Here is a 17,275-nt window from a genome sequence, read left to right on the forward strand (position 1 = left end):
AGAATGGCTGGCAAATTAATTATCTTCTCCGCACCCTCGGGTTCCGGAAAATCAACCATTATTAATTATCTTTTGAAACAAGATTTACACCTTCGTTTCTCCATCTCGGCTACCAGCCGGGCTCCGCGGGGAACCGAGAAGAATGGTGTGGAATATTATTTCCTTACGCCGGAAGAGTTCCGCAGTCGTATCGCTAATGGAGACTTCTTGGAATATGAGGAGGTGTATACCGATAAATATTACGGTACGTTAAAAAGCGAGGTAGAGCGTATCTTGAATGAAGGGGACAACGTGATTTTCGATGTGGATGTGGTAGGCGGATGCAATATCAAGAAATTCTATGGAGACCGTGCCCTGTCTGTCTTTATCCAACCTCCTTGCATCGATGACCTACGGAAGCGATTGGAAGGACGGGGGACAGACAGCCCGGAAGTTATCGAAAGCCGTATCGCCAAGGCTGAGTATGAATTAGGGTTCACGGGACAGTTTGATAAGGTTGTCGTAAACGATGATCTGGAGACTGCCCAAAAAGACGCGTTGAAGATCATTCGTGAGTTCTTAAACAAATAGTCTATGCCTAATATATTCAAGAATACCCGTTTTATGATGGGGCTTTCTATCGTTTGTGGGATAGCGAGCCTCGTATTAGGTGGTATCAGCCTGTATTATAAGGAGTATATCATCGGGGGTGCCCTGATATTTAATATATTCATTTGTTTTATCAACTATAAGGGTTGGCAAAAGAAAGGGTAAGTATAAATCGGATGAGACTCAAGACCGGCATCTACAGTGGATCGTTCAATCCCATTCACATAGGCCATCTCGCCTTAGCGAACTGGCTATGTGAGTTCGAGGGACTGGATGAGGTGTGGTTCGTGGTCACGCCTCATAATCCGCTGAAGAAAAAGGATGACTTGCTAGATGACTCACTACGGTTGGAAATGGCCCAAGCCGCCATTGACGGATACCCGAAATTCAAGGTCTGCGATATTGAGTTCCACCTGCCGAAACCTTCTTATTCCATTGATACCTTGCGAGCCTTATCCAGCAACTATCCGGATAGGGACTTTTATTTTATCATGGGAGCCGATAACTGGCTGCTTTTTCCCCGATGGAAAGAATATGAAAAAATACTCCAAAACTACAAACTGCTGATTTATCCCCGCCTAGGATTCGATATCTCGATCCCAACCATTTATCCGAACGTGAAAAAGGTAGACGCTCCCTTGATGGAAATCTCCTCCACATTTATCCGTAACGCTTACCAAACCGGCAAGGATATCCGTTTCTTCCTACCGGAAGGAGTGCGGCCTTATTTCGGGTCAGTAGCAAATCAGTGACATACCTGCGATAGAAGATATACTTACTTGGGCTATGAAGTATATATCCTATGCCACTTGAAGTATATATTCTTCGAGAAGGGAAGTTATACCGTGATTATTTACAGCTTTGCCATCTTAGGGCAATCTGCCAAAATTCCCATTAAAACATGTTTTACAGCACAGCCGTTAAAGATGATCCCCGTAACATCAAAACAGGCTCACTCGATAATCTTTTTGGAGTATCCAAATATATAATTTGAACCTTGTCAAGTGAATAACTAACGGTTACACCGAGGATTACTGAATGGTTTCCCCGGTGTGATATTGGCATTGTTGAACATTAAGCAAAGATATTTATGCGAATAGACTTGACAAGATCTAAGACATACGAGGTAGCTTATCCATACGATGGGAATGCTTTGGACACTTCAAATATATTGAGGGAACATTACTGGACACATAGAGACATTGACTTCCTAAAAAAACACCAAAGAAAAATGAACTCTTTGTATATGGTGGAAGGAGTAATTGGGGCAGTCGGAGGAGCGATTTTTGTCCAAACGAACAAATACCTGCAAGCGGGTATGGAAAATGAGGATTTCTATGGCTGGGGCTTGGAGGACGGAGAAAGACATTACCGTTGGTTGAGTTTTGGCTACCGGATTTATCGGAGTGAGGGCTGTTTATTCCATTTGTCTCATCCCCGGGATCAAAACAGGATGTAAAGATAAAATTATTGGGTCTTAAGTTCATTGTCCTACAAACCTAAGATACTTCACCAAGGATCCTAAGATACTTTACCGATGAACCTAAGATACTTTATCCATGAACAAACAAGATCGGTGACCTCAACCTTTTACCACATAAGTCAGCATAAATCAGAAATATTTTGTACTTTTGCGCCGTATTATACAAAATAATAGCATAATGAATCTATTAGAACTGAGTGAACAGGAAATAATAAGACGTAATAGCATGGAGCAGTTGCGTCAGATGGGGATAGAGCCTTATCCCGCAGCTGAGTATGTAACGAACGCATTTTCCAAAGAAATAAAAGAGACATTCAAAGACGACGCTGAGCCACGCCCGGTAAGTATCGCCGGCCGTATCATGAGCCGTCGTATCATGGGTAAGGCTTCCTTCATGGAATTGCAGGATTCCGAGGGCAGAATACAGGTCTATATCTCCCGTGACGATATTTGTCCGGATGAGAATAAGGACACCTACAATGTCGTTTTCAAGAAGTTACTGGATATCGGTGATTTCGTCGGGATCAAGGGATTCGTTTTCCGTACTCAGATGGGAGAAATTTCCGTTCATGCTCAAGAATTGACAGTTTTGTCTAAATCACTTCGTCCGCTACCGGTCGTTAAATATAAGGACGGTGTCGCTTACGACGGTTTTAATGACCCGGAGCTTCGCTACCGTCAACGTTACGTGGATTTGGTAGTAAACGATGGCGTAAAAGATATTTTCATGAAACGTGCGGCTATCATCAAGACCATGCGTACCGCCTTGGATGAGGCCGGATATACGGAGGTAGAGACTCCGATCCTGCAATCTATCGCCGGAGGAGCTAGCGCACGTCCGTTCACGACACATCATAACTCCTTGGACATCGATTTATATTTACGTATCGCTACCGAGTTGTATTTGAAACGATTGATCGTCGGTGGATTCGAGGGTGTATACGAGATCGGTAAGAATTTCCGTAACGAGGGTATGGACCGTACGCACAACCCGGAGTTCACTTGTATGGAACTTTATGTCCAATACAAAGACTATAACTGGATGATGAGCTTCACTGAGAAGCTGTTGGAGCGTATCTGTATCGCCGTGAACGGTACGAGCGAGAGCACGATCGACGGTAAGACAATCAGCTTCAAGGCTCCTTTCCGCCGTTTGCCGATCTTGGAGGCGATCAAGGAAAAGACGGGTTACGACTTGGAAGGTAAGAGCGAGGACGAGATCCGTACGATCTGCAAGGAATTGAAGATGGAGATCGACGATACGATGGGTAAAGGTAAATTGATCGACGAGATCTTCGGGGAGTTCTGCGAGGGTACGTTTATCCAGCCGACCTTCATCATCGACTATCCGGTTGAGATGAGCCCGCTGACTAAGATGCACCGTAGCAAACCGGGATTGACCGAACGCTTCGAGTTGATGGTAAACGGGAAGGAATTGGCGAACGCTTATAGCGAGCTAAACGATCCGATCGACCAAGAAGAACGTTTCAAGGAGCAATTACGCTTGAGCGAGAAAGGGGACGACGAGGCGATGTTCATCGATCAAGATTTCTTACGCGCCCTTCAATTCGGTATGCCTCCTACGTCGGGTATCGGTATCGGTATCGACCGTCTGGTTATGTTGATGACCGGACAGACAACGATCCAAGAGGTATTGCTTTTCCCGCAAATGCGTCCGGAGAAAACCGCTAAGAAAGATAACGCCGACAAATACGTAGCCTTGGGTATTTCCGAGGAGTGGATTCCCGCTTTGCAGAAAGCCGGCTACCTGACGGTTGACACGCTGAAAGAAGCGAACGCCAACAAATTAAGACAAGATCTTTGTGAGCTTAATAAAAAATATAAGTTAGAACTGCAAAATCCTACGGTCCAAGAAGTAGAGGCTTGGATAGCCAATGTAGGAGAATAAAAGCGTGATACGATGGATTTGCCCGGAAAAATCGCGATAATGGGAGGTGGTAGCTGGGCTACCGCCTTAGCCAAGATCGTACTTTCAACTCAAGATAGTATCAACTGGTACATGCGTAGGCCCGATCGTATCGAGGAGTTCAAGCAGTTGGGACACAACCCGTGTTACCTCACCGCCGTGAAATTCGACACGAACAAGATAAACTTCTATTCCAATATCAACCAAGCGATCAAGGACTCGGATACCTTGATCTTCGCTACGCCTTCCCCTTTCTTGAAACAACATTTGAAGAAGGTGAAGACCTCTTTGAAAGATAAGTTTATCATCTCGGCGATCAAGGGTATCGTACCGGATGAGAATATGTTGATTACGGATTACTTCGCGGAGTATTACAAGGTTCCGACAGAAAATATAGCAGTTATCGGTGGTCCCTGTCATGCGGAAGAGATCGCTCTGGAGCGGCTCTCGTACATTACGTTGGCTTGTTCCGACATCGAGAAGGTCCGTACGATATCCCCCGTTTTCAAGAATCAATACTTAAAGAATTCCTTCTGTAAGGATGTGACCGGTATCGAATACGCCGCCGTACTGAAGAACGTGTACGCTATCGCCGCCGGTATTTGCCATGGGATGAAATATGGCGATAACTTCCAAGCCGTATTTATCTCGAACGCTATTGAGGAGATGCGTAATTTCGTGGACGCCGTACACGGGCTGGAGCGGGATATCACCGACTCCGTCTACCTTGGCGATTTGCTGGTTACCGCTTATTCCCGGTTCAGCCGTAACCGTACTTTCGGAACCATGATCGGTAAAGGATATTCTGTGAAGACAGCGCAGCTGGAGATGGAAATGATCGCCGAGGGATATTATGGAACCAAGTGTATGCGTGAGATCAATGAGAAATATAAAGTGAACATGCCGATACTGGACGCTGTTTATGATATATTGTACGAGAAGAAATCGCCGACAACGGTCATTCGTCAATTAACGGAAACGTTTAAATAAAATAGCATATGAAAAACATCAGTTTAAACATCGACAAGGCTCTGGGCACTGTCTCCAAGGAACAGGTTTACGCTCAAGAGGCCAAGGCAATGGAATGTATTGCCACATTACATAACGGTAACGGAGCAGGTAACGACTTTTTGGGTTGGTTGCATCTCCCCTCTTCTATTACGGACGCAGAGTTGGCCGACATCGAGAATACGGCGAACGTGCTTCGTTCTAAATGTGAGGTGGTCGTAGCCATTGGTATCGGTGGTAGCTATTTGGGTACCAAAGCGGTAGTAGAAGCGTTAAACAACAGCTTCGACTGGTTGCAAAACGACCGTAAAAATCCGGTTATGTTATACGCCGGACACAATATCGGAGAGGATTATCTTTATGAATTAAGCGAAGTTTTGAAAGGTAAGCAATTCGGTATTATCAATATCTCCAAGTCTGGTACGACTACAGAGCCGGCTTTGGCTTTCCGTATCTTGAAGAAACAATTGGAAGATGCTGTTGGCAAGGAAGAGGCTAAACATCGTATCGTAGCTATCACGGACGCTAAGAGAGGCGCTTTACGTACCTTGGCGGATCAAGAAGGTTACAAAACTTTCGTCATCCCTGATAACGTAGGTGGACGTTTCTCTGTTTTGACTCCGGTAGGTTTGCTTCCGATCGCCGTGGCAGGTATCAGCATCCGCGACTTGGTTGCTGGAGCTGTTTCCATGGAAAAAGCTACAGACGCGAGCGTTCCTTTCGCTGATAATATGGCCGCTATCTATGCCGCTACTCGTAACGAGTTGTATAAGAGCGGTAAAAAGATTGAGATCTTGGCTAACTTCCATCCGAAATTGCATTATATCGCAGAATGGTGGAAACAACTTTATGGAGAGAGCGAAGGTAAAGACGGTAAAGGTATTTTCCCCGCATCTGTAGATTTGACAACCGATTTGCATTCCATGGGTCAATGGATTCAAGACGGTGAGCGTACGATTTTCGAAACGGTTATCTCCGTGGAAGCTACAGATCATAGCGTATTGGTTCCTACAGACGAGGCTGATTTGGATGGATTGAACTTCTTGGCAGGCAAGCATGTAGACGAGGTAAACAAGATGGCTGAGTTAGGTACTCAGTTAGCTCACGTAGATGGTGGCGTTCCTAATATCAAGGTAACTATGCCGGAAGTAAGTGCGTTCTATATTGGTCAGTTGTTCTATTTCTTCGAGAAAGCTTGTGGCATCAGTGGTTATATGTTAGGCGTTAACCCATTCAATCAACCGGGTGTCGAGGCTTATAAGAAGAATATGTTCGCCCTGTTGAATAAGCCGGGATACGAGAAAGAAAGCGAAGCTATCAAAGCACGTTTATAATACGATTTACCCCATAAAAAAACGGTTTTCTCATCACGAGGAAACCGTTTTTTCGTTTGAATAGTTTTTTATTACTCATTTAATTCTTTAAGTAAATCGCTCCCGGCCTTGAATTTGACCGAGACACGTGGAGTAATCATTACTTCCTCCCCTGTTTTCGGATTACGTGCCAATCGCTCGGATTGTTGCCAAGGTACAAAAGATCCAAATCCTTTCATGGAAATAGATTCTCCTTCCCGTATTCCTTTCGCCACAACAGTCGGTAACGCATTCACTACGGCCCTAACAACATTTTTCGGCAATCCTGTTTCTTCCACAAGAGATTGTACTAATTCTCCTCTATTCATACTAGATAATAAATATACCATTCTTCACCAGAAAAGAGTCCGGTGAGAACTCTAGTAAGCGCATTAATAACGAATTTTCAAAGGCTATAACTTGCTATGAATAAGTGATATCATAATACTGTATACTATTTCTTATTAATTATATTTCTACCAAAGTCTCACTTGTCTATCTGAAAGGGGTTCAATTATACCTACATTTAGGTATATAATATTTCTGTATGCATTGATTTTTAATATATGTTATTTTGATATTCCCCAAATATTCATATATTTGCAATGATTAAACAACTAAGTTCTCACCGAACTACGTCATAATTTATTGATTAATTATCTCTACGAAATAAATTTATATCCCTTATTTTTCAATACATCTATCAACTCATCCAGATAATTATAGAATTTATCAATCCGGTTAGGGTGTACATGTAGGTGGATCAAAAGTAAGCACCCATTTAAACCATTTTTGTTTCATAAAATGAAATTCCATTATATATCATATTTATTTAATTTCAAGAAGCTTTCCTCCCATTTCTGTTAATTCCGATTTATTACGTACCTTTGTATTGGTTTTTAAGAAGGTAATAACATGATTCAAGAAGCGATTATCCGATATCTGCGTAAACACAGGCAGGAATCCCTTTCTCCCAAAGCTGTTCTTTTCGATATGGATGGTGTATTATATGACTCTATGCGTTTTCATGCACGGGCATGGCATGAGGTAGCGACCCTCCATCAGCTAACTTCTCGGCCGGAAGACTTTTATATGTTCGAAGGACGTACTGGGGAAAGCACGATCAACGAGCTATACCAACGCACTTTCCAACGAGACGCTACCGCCGAGGAGAAGCAAACGATCTATAAAGAGAAAGCGGATCTATTCAATACCTATAATGACGGTGCCCCCATGACCGGCGCCGCAGAGGTTCTAAAAGAAGTGGAAGCATCCGGACTGCAACGATTGGTCGTCACCGGTTCCGGCCAACATAGCTTGATCGATAAGCTAAACCATACCTATCCGGGACATTTCAACCGAGAGAAAATGGTTACGGCTTTCGACGTGAAATATGGCAAGCCACACCCCGAACCTTATTTAATGGGACTTCAAAAAGCGCATGCGAAGCCTAACGAAGCTTTTGTGGTAGAGAACGCTCCCATGGGAGTAGAAGCTGCCGTGGCAGCCAATATCTTTACGATAGCCGTAAACACCGGACCTCTCCCCGATCAAGTTTTATTAGATGCCGGAGCGGATTTACTATATCCGGATATGGAAAACTTAGCTAAAGATTGGAAACAAATCATCGAGCTTGCGAAATCCACCCGATTGAACGAGTATTCCAAATAAGCGAACATAAAAAAAGAGGCTACCCGATAATGAAGTAGCCTCTTCTTTTTTATCATCGAACGGATTATTTCACATAATCAGCCTTATTCAAGAAATCATAGCTTTGCTGAACGCTGGCAACCGGATCATTGTTAGTATATTGTTCCACTTCAACATACCAATCCTTTACGTTATTAGCGTACATTTGATCGAAGATAGGCTTGAAATCCATCTTACCACTCGCGCCGATCTCTTTCTCATCCTTGATATGGATAGCCTTGAACTGGCTCGGACGGTTCTTCAAGTAAGCGACAGGATCACCGCCACCCATCATTACCCAGTATACATCCATCTCGAAGAATACGTGGTTCGGGCTTACGTTATCCAACAGATAATCATAGATCAACTGATCGTCAATCTTACGGAATTCGAAGTCATGGTTATGATAACCGAATGCGATACTAGCGGCAGCGGTCTTATAACCAACCGTGTTGAAATAATCGCAGTACATCTTCAAGTCATCCAAGGTAGTCTTATCGTTAACCGGCATCCACGGTTGAACCATATATTTAACGCCTAACTCATTATGAGCATCGATCGCTTGATCCCACCAACTCATAACCTCGGCTTCTTTTTCTTTCGTAAAGGCCTGTCCAAGGTGAGCGCTCGTACACTTCATACCTAGGTCATTCACCATTTTCTTAAATTCAGCGGGAGCTAAACCGTAAATCTTACCGTTATCATAGCTTGCTGTCTCCAGATTCTTATAACCCATCTTAGCGGCGGTTTCCAATACTTTCTGGATACCTTCTTCTTTTACAAGGTCTCTTAAGGAATACAATTGAAGCCCTATATATTTAGAAGACTCCGATGCTGTAGCGGCAGCTTGTCCTGATTTACCGCCACAAGAAGATAATAACTGCGGGGCTACCAACCCACCCGCAAGCATCAAAGAGGCTTGCTTCAAAAAATTACGTCTGTTCTGCATAGTACTATTAATTAAGTTTGATTGAGAATTTTTACAAAAGTAAGACTATATTCTTAGGTTTATATCTTTATGGAAGTTAAAATCTTCAAAAAGGACATTGTATTTTAATTTTCGTTATCTTTGGAGGATATATTATTACTTAAATCATTTATATCATGAAAAAATTATCAATTCTAGCGATGGGCCTTCTCTTTGTCCTGACCACAGCCTGTAGTGTTTCTGGCAGTGGCACCTTATTCGATGGCAAAGATAGTAACAAATGGAAAATGACAGGCGATGTCTCCGTTCAAGACGACATAATGACCTTGAAAGGTACGGATGCGCTGGCCGTACTGAAAAACGGCAAATACAAAAACTTCGATCTGACCCTTGATTTACGTACTACCCCGGGAGGCAAAGGCGCCGTCTGGTTCCATACGGACCCGAACTTGAAGAAAGGATATCGTATCGCTATCAATAATGACCGGGCTGATAAGGTTTGGTGGAAAATGACAGGAAGTCTTGTTTCCGTGAGGAATTTGACCAAAAGCTTCGTAAAAGAAGATCAATGGTTCAAGATGGATATCCGGGTAGCCGGACAAGAGATCGATGTAAATATAAACGGCGAACCGGTTGTAGAGTATATCCAACCGACCGCACCGTATCGTACGGACGCTAACGCCTATGCCTTATTATCGGAAGGGACATTTGGCATAGAGAGTGATGGTAGCGGTGAAATCCAAATCAAGAACATCACCGTGAACGTAATTGATGAATCCACGATCGATATCAACGCACAATTGGCGGAAGCTAACGATGAGCAAAATGACGAGATCATTAAATTACATCAATCGGATTTCCCGGTATTAGATTATCACGTGCACTTAAAAGGTGGCTTAACCAAGGAAGTTGCCGCTAAGCAATCCCGCAAGACCGGTATCAATTATACGATCGCACCGAACTGCGGCATCGGTTTCCCGATCACGAACGACCAACAAGTCATGGATTACCTAAATGAGATGCGCTCACAGCCTTTCATCCTTGGCATGCAAGCGGAAGGACGCGAATGGATAACCACATTCTCTCCCGAGACTCTTAAAGAATTCGACTATGTGTTTACGGACGCTTTGACGTTCAAGGACAATAAAGGTCGCCGTACCCGCCTATGGATTCCGGAAGAGACTTGGATCGAGAATGAGGAGCAATATATGGACATGATCGTAGATCGTATCTGCTCCGTATTGGAAGAGCCGGTAGATATCTATGTAAATCCTTGTTTCTTGCCATCTCCGATGGATAAGCGTTTTGACGAGTTCTGGACGGAGGCCCGCATGAACCGTTTCGTCGAGGCATTGGCAAAAAGCGGAAAAGCTTTAGAGATCAACGAACTATACAATATTCCAAATAAAGCGATCATTATGAAGGCGAAAGCCGCCGGCGTTAAATTCACGTTTGGAAGTAACAACGTGACACCAAACGTCAGCGATCTGTCTTACAGTATCCGCATGATGAAAGAATGTGGCCTGACCGCTGAGGATATGTATAAACCGAAAGTTAAAATCTAATCACACATTTACCCTCACCCTAATCCCCCGTTTAGGGACACCCTAAATGAGCGATTAGGGTAGACCTAAACGAGGGATTATTCTCTTTCTCGCAACATCCGTCGCATCTTCATATACCGATATTGCTTTATAATCATCTTACGGCTACGTATGATCTGATAACGATAAATGATACAAGATAAGATGAAATATACGCCCGCTTGAATCCATAATACCCGATATTCATGCGCCACCTCATGCAAGGAAGCGCCTGCCGTATTGATACGAATAAATCCCTGGATACCCGGAGTAGAAGGAAACAAATAACCCACCACTTTCCAAAACGGAGGAATAGCCGCCTCCGGCCAAGAGACACCCGAGATAAATAACAAGATGACAGACGTGAAAACGAATACCAACATAGGCGACTCACGACTCGTCATAAATCCAGATAGCGTCATAGACATAAAAATACAGGCAAACAGGTAAGGCAGTAAAAACAACAAAATAGTCAGTGGCTCACCAACCTGAGGTAAGGAGAATAACTTAGGGACAATAGCCAATACCCAGATGCAAACCACCACATACAGCAAAAGATAAGTCAGCGACTTGCCGAACACGATACGCAAAGTTCCATTAAAATGTCGGCAAATAGGCACCAGACTATGAAAGCGGTTCTTTTCCCGGGCCGTTCCTCCCAACATTCCGATACCCAATATCAAGGTCTGTTGCAATACCAAGATCAAGATAGCCGGTACCAAGAAACTGGCAAAGCCATTCTGGGAATTAAACAACGCTACCGATTCATACGGGATCGGGTCTACCGTGATCTGGTCCATCTTATCCGTAGACGACGGATTATTATGCATCCGAAGTTCCTTACCCATATCCAATGACACCTCTGTCGTCGCCAAAAGGAAAGCCTTATAAAACAATAAGGCGCTCATATCGCAATACAACGAGACGGTTGTCTGTCGCCCTTCATGCAGGTCCTTACTATAATCCGGGGGAAAAAGCAAAATCCCATAGGCCTTCTTCTCATCCAACATCTTCTTGGCTTCCGCCATATCCGGACAAACACCCACTACTTCCACATCAGGCGTGGCGTTAACCCGTCTGGTAAACTCACGACTCAAATAGGAATCACTTTGATCTACCACCACCATCTTCGCCTCGTGTACTACCTCGTTATTATATATAAATGAATAAAGCAGCGGATATACGAAAGGCACCAAGAAAAAGAAAATCATGACCCCCGCATCTTTAAACACGTTTCTCAATTCATCCTTCCAAATATAAAACGTATCCAGAAGACCTTCCTTTATGATATATCGTAAACGATGTTCTCTTTTCATCACATACAGTTTTTACGGTAGATATTTGAAATCCAACAACGCCCTCTTCAAGTTCCGCCCGATAAGGAACGGCAAGATCAGAAATCCCAACAACCAAACGTACTCGCCCAACGTATAGAATAGTGTCCGCCCGTTCAAGGCTTGATCGACATAAATCAAGAAATAATGCCGTAGAGGAAACAAACGAGCCAACGCTTGCAACGTAGGGTCCATACCTTGTACCGGAAACGAGAATCCGACAATGGAGAACGAGATCATTCCGAACAGACTGGCGAAGCTAAGCCCTAAACGGGGAGTCGGTAATACGCCGATCATAAATACGCCTACCGCCTGAGAGGATATAATCAGCAAAAACATCGCCAAAAGCATCGGAAACCAACCGCTATTTAACGGGAAAGAATTAAATCCATACAACACCGCACAATACATAAAGCCTACGACCGTAAAAATAGCCGTCTGCGGCAATAACTTTCCCAACAAACTAACTGCGATAGAACTCCCTCCCATATCCAACCATTTACGGGATGTGGAATATTTAATTTCCGTACCGATACTGAATACTGTCACTAGAAATACCATCAACTGAATGATACCCGGCAAAACCGTATTATTCAAATATACCGAATAATTCAACCACGGATTGCCGATCGGATGCGTATCGATCACGATCGGTTGTAGCTGTCCCATGATCTGCGCTTCGGTATACCCTTTAGCTTGTCCGGTCTGTAAACCCACAGCGGCCCCCGCCAATACCGACATCGTTTTCATATCCCGAAACAGCAAGGAAGCGGCGATCAAATAGGTACCATTCGTATAGAAAGACAACCGGGGCTGCTTTCCAGATGTGGCGTCCACGGCGAAACCGGATGGAATGTAAAAAATTCCATATACATTCCCTTTCTGCATTTCCTGACGAGCCTCGGTAAACGACATGGTTTTCATATACACCTCTGTCTGCTCAAAGGCATCCAACTGGCGAATCAAATTGCGTGAAGTAGCAGAGTTATCCATATCCACCACTGCTATCGGCAGATCGGTCGGCAATCCCTCATGCATCAACGATACAAAGAAAATGACACAGATAGCCGGAGCGATCAGCATACAAAAGAAGTAAATCGGTTGAGCCACCAGCCGATGCACCTCACGCTTCGCGATAAGCCAGATTCTATGCAAACTTTCTTTATAGGTCATACGATCTCTTTCCCTTTTTTCTTTAAGATCACGGACATTCCTGGACGAAGATCAGCGACTTTCTCCAACGGACGAGCACGCACCTCAAAAGTCTTCGAGTCATATTGTCCATTCGTCTTTGTCGCTTTCCATGCGGCATACGAACCCATATCCTTCATATAATAGACTTTCAACTTCACCGGTAGGTCCCCCAACGCCGGAATAAAAGCATTTACTTCCGAACCAATCTTGATATCTTTCAACAGATCCTCACGAATACTGAAAGTTACCCATACATCATTTAAATCAGAGATATTCATGATCGGAGCGCCTGTACCAACCAACTCGCCGACTTCCGGGAACCGTTCTGAAACCTCCCCGTCAATCGGAGCCACCAAAGCGCTCTCGCCCACATACGACTCCACTTCAGCGATAGCACCTTCCGCACGTTGGACCATAGCGGCAGCGGCAGCCTTATCTTCCTTACGGGCACCTTCTTTTGCCATCTCATATTGAGAACGGGCAGCCTTCTCTGTCGCTACCATAGCGTTATAATTAGCCTCCACCTCGTCTCTTTTTTGAGCGGACATCACCCCTTTCTCGTATAAATTCTGAATACGATCGAAAGATTTCTTAGCGATAGTTAATCCGGCTTGCGCCTTTTGCCACATCTCATAAGCGGCCGTAATTTCCTGTTCACGGGCTCCTTTAATCGCTTTAGCGTTCTGCGCCTCCGCTGCCGCACGAGCCGCCTCCGCTTGTTTCAGCTTCGCCATAACCTCGGGCGTATCTAAAAAGACCAAAGTATCTCCGGCTTTTACCTGATCGCCTTCGCCAAAACGATAAGAAGCGATACGTCCGGGAACCTTACCGGAGATACGAACTTGGGTGGCCTCGGCCTGCCCCATTATAATATCGTCAGGCGGTGTAAGCAGGAAGAAACCCGCCAAGGCTACCAATCCGATCACGACCAATACCGTGATAAAAGCTAACATCATGTTACTGATAGAAAACTTCTTGTTCTCGTTCATCTCTGTGTATATTTTTATTTGTTATTACTCTTATTCATTTGCGGACAGTTTACCCAAAGCCTTGCTTAGATAAACTTCTGTTAATTTCACCTCGATTTGAGCATCAATCAAACTAGAGCGAGCAGAAACCCATGCTGTCTGCGCCTCCATTAAGTTCAAAGCCGGGATAACCCCTTCCTCAAAACCGAAATTCGCACGCCGCAAATTCTCTTCCGCATTTTCCATATTACGGGAAGAAGCGATCAACTTTTTGCCCGCTTCATTCACTTTATAAACGGATTGATTTACCTGCAACTCAATCTTTTCACGAGCATCCTGCCATTCCAGTGTTTTTATGCGCGTTTCCGCTTTCGCCGAGTTACGCCTATAAGTGCCTTCCCACCAACCGGACAAGGGTACCTTTACCATAACTCCGACATTAAACATACCAGCGAAATCATTTTTAAAACCATTAAAAACATTCGGATTCGTGACGAAGTAATTCGCCGCTAAAGCGACATTAGGCAACATCTCTGCCAAAGCAATACGTTCTTTTCGCTTATAGATTTTCGTTGCCAGATCCAAACTTCTCAGTTCATTACGATTCATGAAAGCCTCATTCAGATCAGCCGAGGCTTGTGTTGTCTCTACCGGAAAATTATCCAGCTTCTCGTCTGCAAGCGATAAATCCTCCTCTAAAGACAGACCACAAATTTGCGCTAAAAGCATTCGGGTTAAAGCCAGACCATTCTCAACCTTAGTCTGAGCCATCTCCGCCTCATTCAGTTTCACCTTGACAGAAAGCCCATCGGCCTCGGTAGCGACTCCCTCATAGATCATAGCGGTCACATCACTATCCATCTTACGGAGCAAATCCACATAAGCGTCCGCCAATTTCTTCTTATTCACCAAAGATATGACCTGCCAATAGGTTTCGTCAGTCTTATAAATCAAGTCCTGCAACTGTAAATTATTCATTGACTCCGCTAATTGCTTGGCAAACTTAGTGATTTGGTTATAATTAACGATCTTCCCACCCATGAATACAGGCTGCACCAACGATACATTACCCACCCAGATATTCTGCACATCCAAATGTTGCATATCGTTCACCCCACTCATCAAATGTTGGATCATCGGTAATTGGGCCAAGCCACCTAAAGAAGAGCTCAAGGATGAGGACAAAGCGCCCATGTCCAGTAAGTTTATATCCTTCTGGTTCCACATATAGGCACCGTTTGCCGATAATTGAGGAAAATACTTGGTAAAAGCGGCTTTCTTCTCGTTATCCGCCATCTTGATCTTTTCGCCAGAGATTTGTAGCTCCTTATTGTTCTGGATCGCCAGATTCCGGCACTCTTCCAATGTCAACATTCGCTGAGCGTGCATACAGCTCACCGTGACTACAAATGTTAATAGTAAGATAGTTCGTTTCATCTTTATATCGTTTTAACCTACCTATATAATGCCATCATATTCCCTATGTGACAAAAATATAAAAACCCGCACAAAAGTATAGGTTTAAAGCGAATATAAAATTGAACTAATTCAATAAAGGATACGTTTCTTCAACTTACAATACCAAGAATCACTAACCCCCATATATTGAGCTATATATTTATCAGGGACCCGGCTTACGATCCATTGGTGGTTCGTATAAAGATATTTCAGGAATTCTTCCGCCTTACAGGTTTGACGGACAGCGAACATTGAATAGAGCTTGGAAATAATCATCAGCATCACATTCTGATAACAGATAGCGAAAGCTGGATATCCCAACGACAAACGTTCGATATCCGTCCGGGAGAAACAAAGTAATTCACCATCCTCGATAGCTTTCACCTCAAACTCGGAAGGGACTTGTGTAAAATAACCGATTGTAGAAACAAAAGGGTACATACTATCCGAGGAGAAACCGGTTACGCATTCATTCCCATTCTCATTAATATATTGATTGATAAAAAGCCCTTTATTAATAAAATAGGCATCTTGGCACAACTCGCCCGTACGAATCAAATAATCCCCTTTCCGGATTGTCACACCTCGAGTACAACTTTCCAAATCCTTTAGGAAAGATTCATCTCGAGACAGAATCTCCGGAATAAAACTTAGGAACTTCTCAAAGTCGGGAGATAATTTCATAGTTAATCATCCAAGGTAAATCTCTTCTGTCCGATCAAATTACCGTCAGAGAAAATATCCACACGGTAAGTACCCGGAGATAAGAATTCCTCGATATTCCAATACATGGTCACAGCCACCTCCTCACCTTCATATTCTATCATTTTCTTCATAGAATAATTGATTTCCTTTCCTTCAAAAGCGAATACATCCGCACGGCTTTTCACCAATATATCGTCATCCGGTTTCATGATCCGTACATATACCATCTTTTCGCCGACAGGAGCGGTAATGTTCTTCGCTATCTTGAAAGTCACGACAAATTGCTGCATCTTTTTAATACGCTTAGCTAGTTTACCTCGAGAGTTCACAGGAGTCACGTTAATATCCGTCGCATCCAAACGACTAGCTAACGTTACTCTTTCCGTCAATTTCTCTTTTTCCTTTTTCAAGGTAGCAGCCTGTGAAGTAGCCCTCTGATATTTCTGAACAGCCTCTTTCTTCTCAACCTTCAATTGCTCATTCTCACGATTCAAGGAATCGATTTGGACAACATAGTTACGCATGATTTTACGTAAGGTATCCAATTCCTTTTTCAAGCGAGCTATTTCCTTCGCATTCGTAGCCTTCACCGTACGCAATTCTTCCAATAAACGTTGTACCTTTGCTTGCTCCGTAGATAATAGGGCAACAAGGGAATCATTGCCTACGCTAAACTTATAACCTTCATATTGAAGAGACAATTCATTATATTCATCCTCCAAAGATTCTTTCTCAAGATCAAAGGTTTCCACCAAATCAGTCATTTGCTGCTTTTGATGATAAATATAATAACCGGCACCAGCAATAATCAGTACCAATACTATAACTGCTACAATAAGTAGCGAAAGTTTATTTACTTCTTTATTCTCTTTCTTTTCAGTATCCATATGAGGTTCTTAGCTATTACAAAAGCACAAAATTACAATTTCTTATCCATCCGAACAACAAAGTACACCTAAAAATAGAAAAAGACAGAGAGGATATATACCAAAAAAAGGAGCCAATCTTTCGACTGACTCCTTTCACCTAAGACGGCGGCTACCTACTCTTCCACTGTT

The 17,275-nt window shown here is 43.5% G+C and carries 17 protein-coding genes; 9 read left to right on the top strand and 8 right to left on the bottom strand.

The annotated features are described in order from the left end of the window. The first annotated feature begins 3 nt into the window (after positions 1 to 3). The 7 genes from gmk (at position 4) to D7V92_RS18995 (ending at position 6,340) form a co-directional block, all read left to right on the top strand. Positions 4 to 570: a guanylate kinase gene (gene gmk, locus D7V92_RS18965; protein ID WP_005861508.1), complete on the top strand. Its 567-nt coding sequence runs from the start codon at positions 4 to 6 to the stop codon at positions 568 to 570. A 3-nt stretch (positions 571 to 573) separates the two neighbouring features. Beyond that, positions 574 to 753, top strand: coding sequence for a hypothetical protein (locus D7V92_RS18970; RefSeq protein ID WP_022192875.1), 180 nt, complete (start codon positions 574 to 576; stop codon positions 751 to 753). Between the two features lie 11 nt (positions 754 to 764). Then, positions 765 to 1,340, top strand: a complete 576-nt coding sequence (gene nadD / locus D7V92_RS18975; protein ID WP_005865778.1) for a nicotinate (nicotinamide) nucleotide adenylyltransferase — start codon at positions 765 to 767, stop codon at positions 1,338 to 1,340. A gap of 479 nt (positions 1,341 to 1,819) precedes the next feature. Next, complete coding sequence (locus D7V92_RS22550; protein ID WP_057329110.1) at positions 1,820 to 2,047, top strand: galactosyltransferase-related protein; 228 nt, start codon at positions 1,820 to 1,822, stop codon at positions 2,045 to 2,047. A 202-nt stretch (positions 2,048 to 2,249) separates the two neighbouring features. Next, positions 2,250 to 3,980, top strand: coding sequence for a lysine--tRNA ligase (gene lysS, locus D7V92_RS18985; RefSeq protein WP_036616850.1), 1,731 nt, complete (start codon positions 2,250 to 2,252; stop codon positions 3,978 to 3,980). 12 nt (positions 3,981 to 3,992) lie between these two features. Continuing rightward, positions 3,993 to 4,988, top strand: coding sequence for an NAD(P)H-dependent glycerol-3-phosphate dehydrogenase (locus tag D7V92_RS18990; protein ID WP_005861487.1), 996 nt, complete (start codon positions 3,993 to 3,995; stop codon positions 4,986 to 4,988). 8 nt (positions 4,989 to 4,996) lie between these two features. Further along, positions 4,997 to 6,340, top strand: coding sequence for a glucose-6-phosphate isomerase (locus D7V92_RS18995; protein WP_057329113.1), 1,344 nt, complete (start codon positions 4,997 to 4,999; stop codon positions 6,338 to 6,340). Between the two features lie 71 nt (positions 6,341 to 6,411). On the opposite strand, the gene D7V92_RS19000 is transcribed toward D7V92_RS18995, so the two are convergent. Then, positions 6,412 to 6,687: an HU family DNA-binding protein gene (locus D7V92_RS19000; RefSeq protein WP_008780759.1), complete on the bottom strand. Its 276-nt coding sequence runs from the start codon at positions 6,685 to 6,687 to the stop codon at positions 6,412 to 6,414. 586 nt (positions 6,688 to 7,273) lie between these two features. On the opposite strand from D7V92_RS19000, the gene D7V92_RS19005 reads away from it, so the two are divergent. Beyond that, positions 7,274 to 8,029, top strand: a complete 756-nt coding sequence (locus D7V92_RS19005) for an HAD-IA family hydrolase (RefSeq protein WP_121773539.1) — start codon at positions 7,274 to 7,276, stop codon at positions 8,027 to 8,029. Between the two features lie 64 nt (positions 8,030 to 8,093). On the opposite strand, the gene D7V92_RS19010 is transcribed toward D7V92_RS19005, so the two are convergent. After that, entirely contained in the window at positions 8,094 to 8,996 is a 903-nt protein-coding gene (locus D7V92_RS19010; RefSeq protein ID WP_005865752.1) for a sugar phosphate isomerase/epimerase, read from the bottom strand. 155 nt (positions 8,997 to 9,151) lie between these two features. Between D7V92_RS19010 and D7V92_RS19015 the strand changes: the two genes are divergently transcribed. Beyond that, entirely contained in the window at positions 9,152 to 10,540 is a 1,389-nt protein-coding gene (locus D7V92_RS19015) for a DUF1080 domain-containing protein (RefSeq protein ID WP_057329114.1), read from the top strand. A 77-nt stretch (positions 10,541 to 10,617) separates the two neighbouring features. Here D7V92_RS19015 and D7V92_RS19020 read toward each other — a convergent pair whose 3' ends face one another. The 6 genes from D7V92_RS19020 to D7V92_RS19045 form a co-directional block, all read right to left on the bottom strand. Continuing rightward, positions 10,618 to 11,874: an ABC transporter permease gene (locus D7V92_RS19020; RefSeq protein ID WP_022192865.1), complete on the bottom strand. Its 1,257-nt coding sequence runs from the start codon at positions 11,872 to 11,874 to the stop codon at positions 10,618 to 10,620. Between the two features lie 12 nt (positions 11,875 to 11,886). Continuing rightward, positions 11,887 to 13,065: an ABC transporter permease gene (locus D7V92_RS19025; RefSeq protein ID WP_121773540.1), complete on the bottom strand. Its 1,179-nt coding sequence runs from the start codon at positions 13,063 to 13,065 to the stop codon at positions 11,887 to 11,889. Further along, the gene (locus D7V92_RS19030; RefSeq protein ID WP_005865742.1) at positions 13,062 to 14,075 is read right to left on the bottom strand and encodes an HlyD family secretion protein; all 1,014 of its coding nucleotides are present in this window, start codon (positions 14,073 to 14,075) and stop codon (positions 13,062 to 13,064) included. Before D7V92_RS19030 ends, D7V92_RS19025 begins: the two co-directional genes overlap by 4 nt. A 30-nt stretch (positions 14,076 to 14,105) precedes the next feature. After that, positions 14,106 to 15,491 (bottom strand): TolC family protein, encoded by a 1,386-nt coding sequence (locus D7V92_RS19035; protein WP_005861471.1) that lies wholly within the window; start codon positions 15,489 to 15,491, stop codon positions 14,106 to 14,108. A 111-nt stretch (positions 15,492 to 15,602) separates the two neighbouring features. Further along, positions 15,603 to 16,196, bottom strand: a complete 594-nt coding sequence (locus tag D7V92_RS19040; protein ID WP_121773541.1) for a Crp/Fnr family transcriptional regulator — start codon at positions 16,194 to 16,196, stop codon at positions 15,603 to 15,605. Positions 16,197 to 16,198: 2 nt separating this feature from the next. After that, entirely contained in the window at positions 16,199 to 17,104 is a 906-nt protein-coding gene (locus D7V92_RS19045) for a hypothetical protein (protein ID WP_005861467.1), read from the bottom strand. Positions 17,105 to 17,275: the final 171 nt, after the last annotated feature.

The organism is Parabacteroides sp. CH2-D42-20 (genome assembly GCF_003670185.1).
Classification (GTDB): domain Bacteria; phylum Bacteroidota; class Bacteroidia; order Bacteroidales; family Tannerellaceae; genus Parabacteroides; species Parabacteroides distasonis.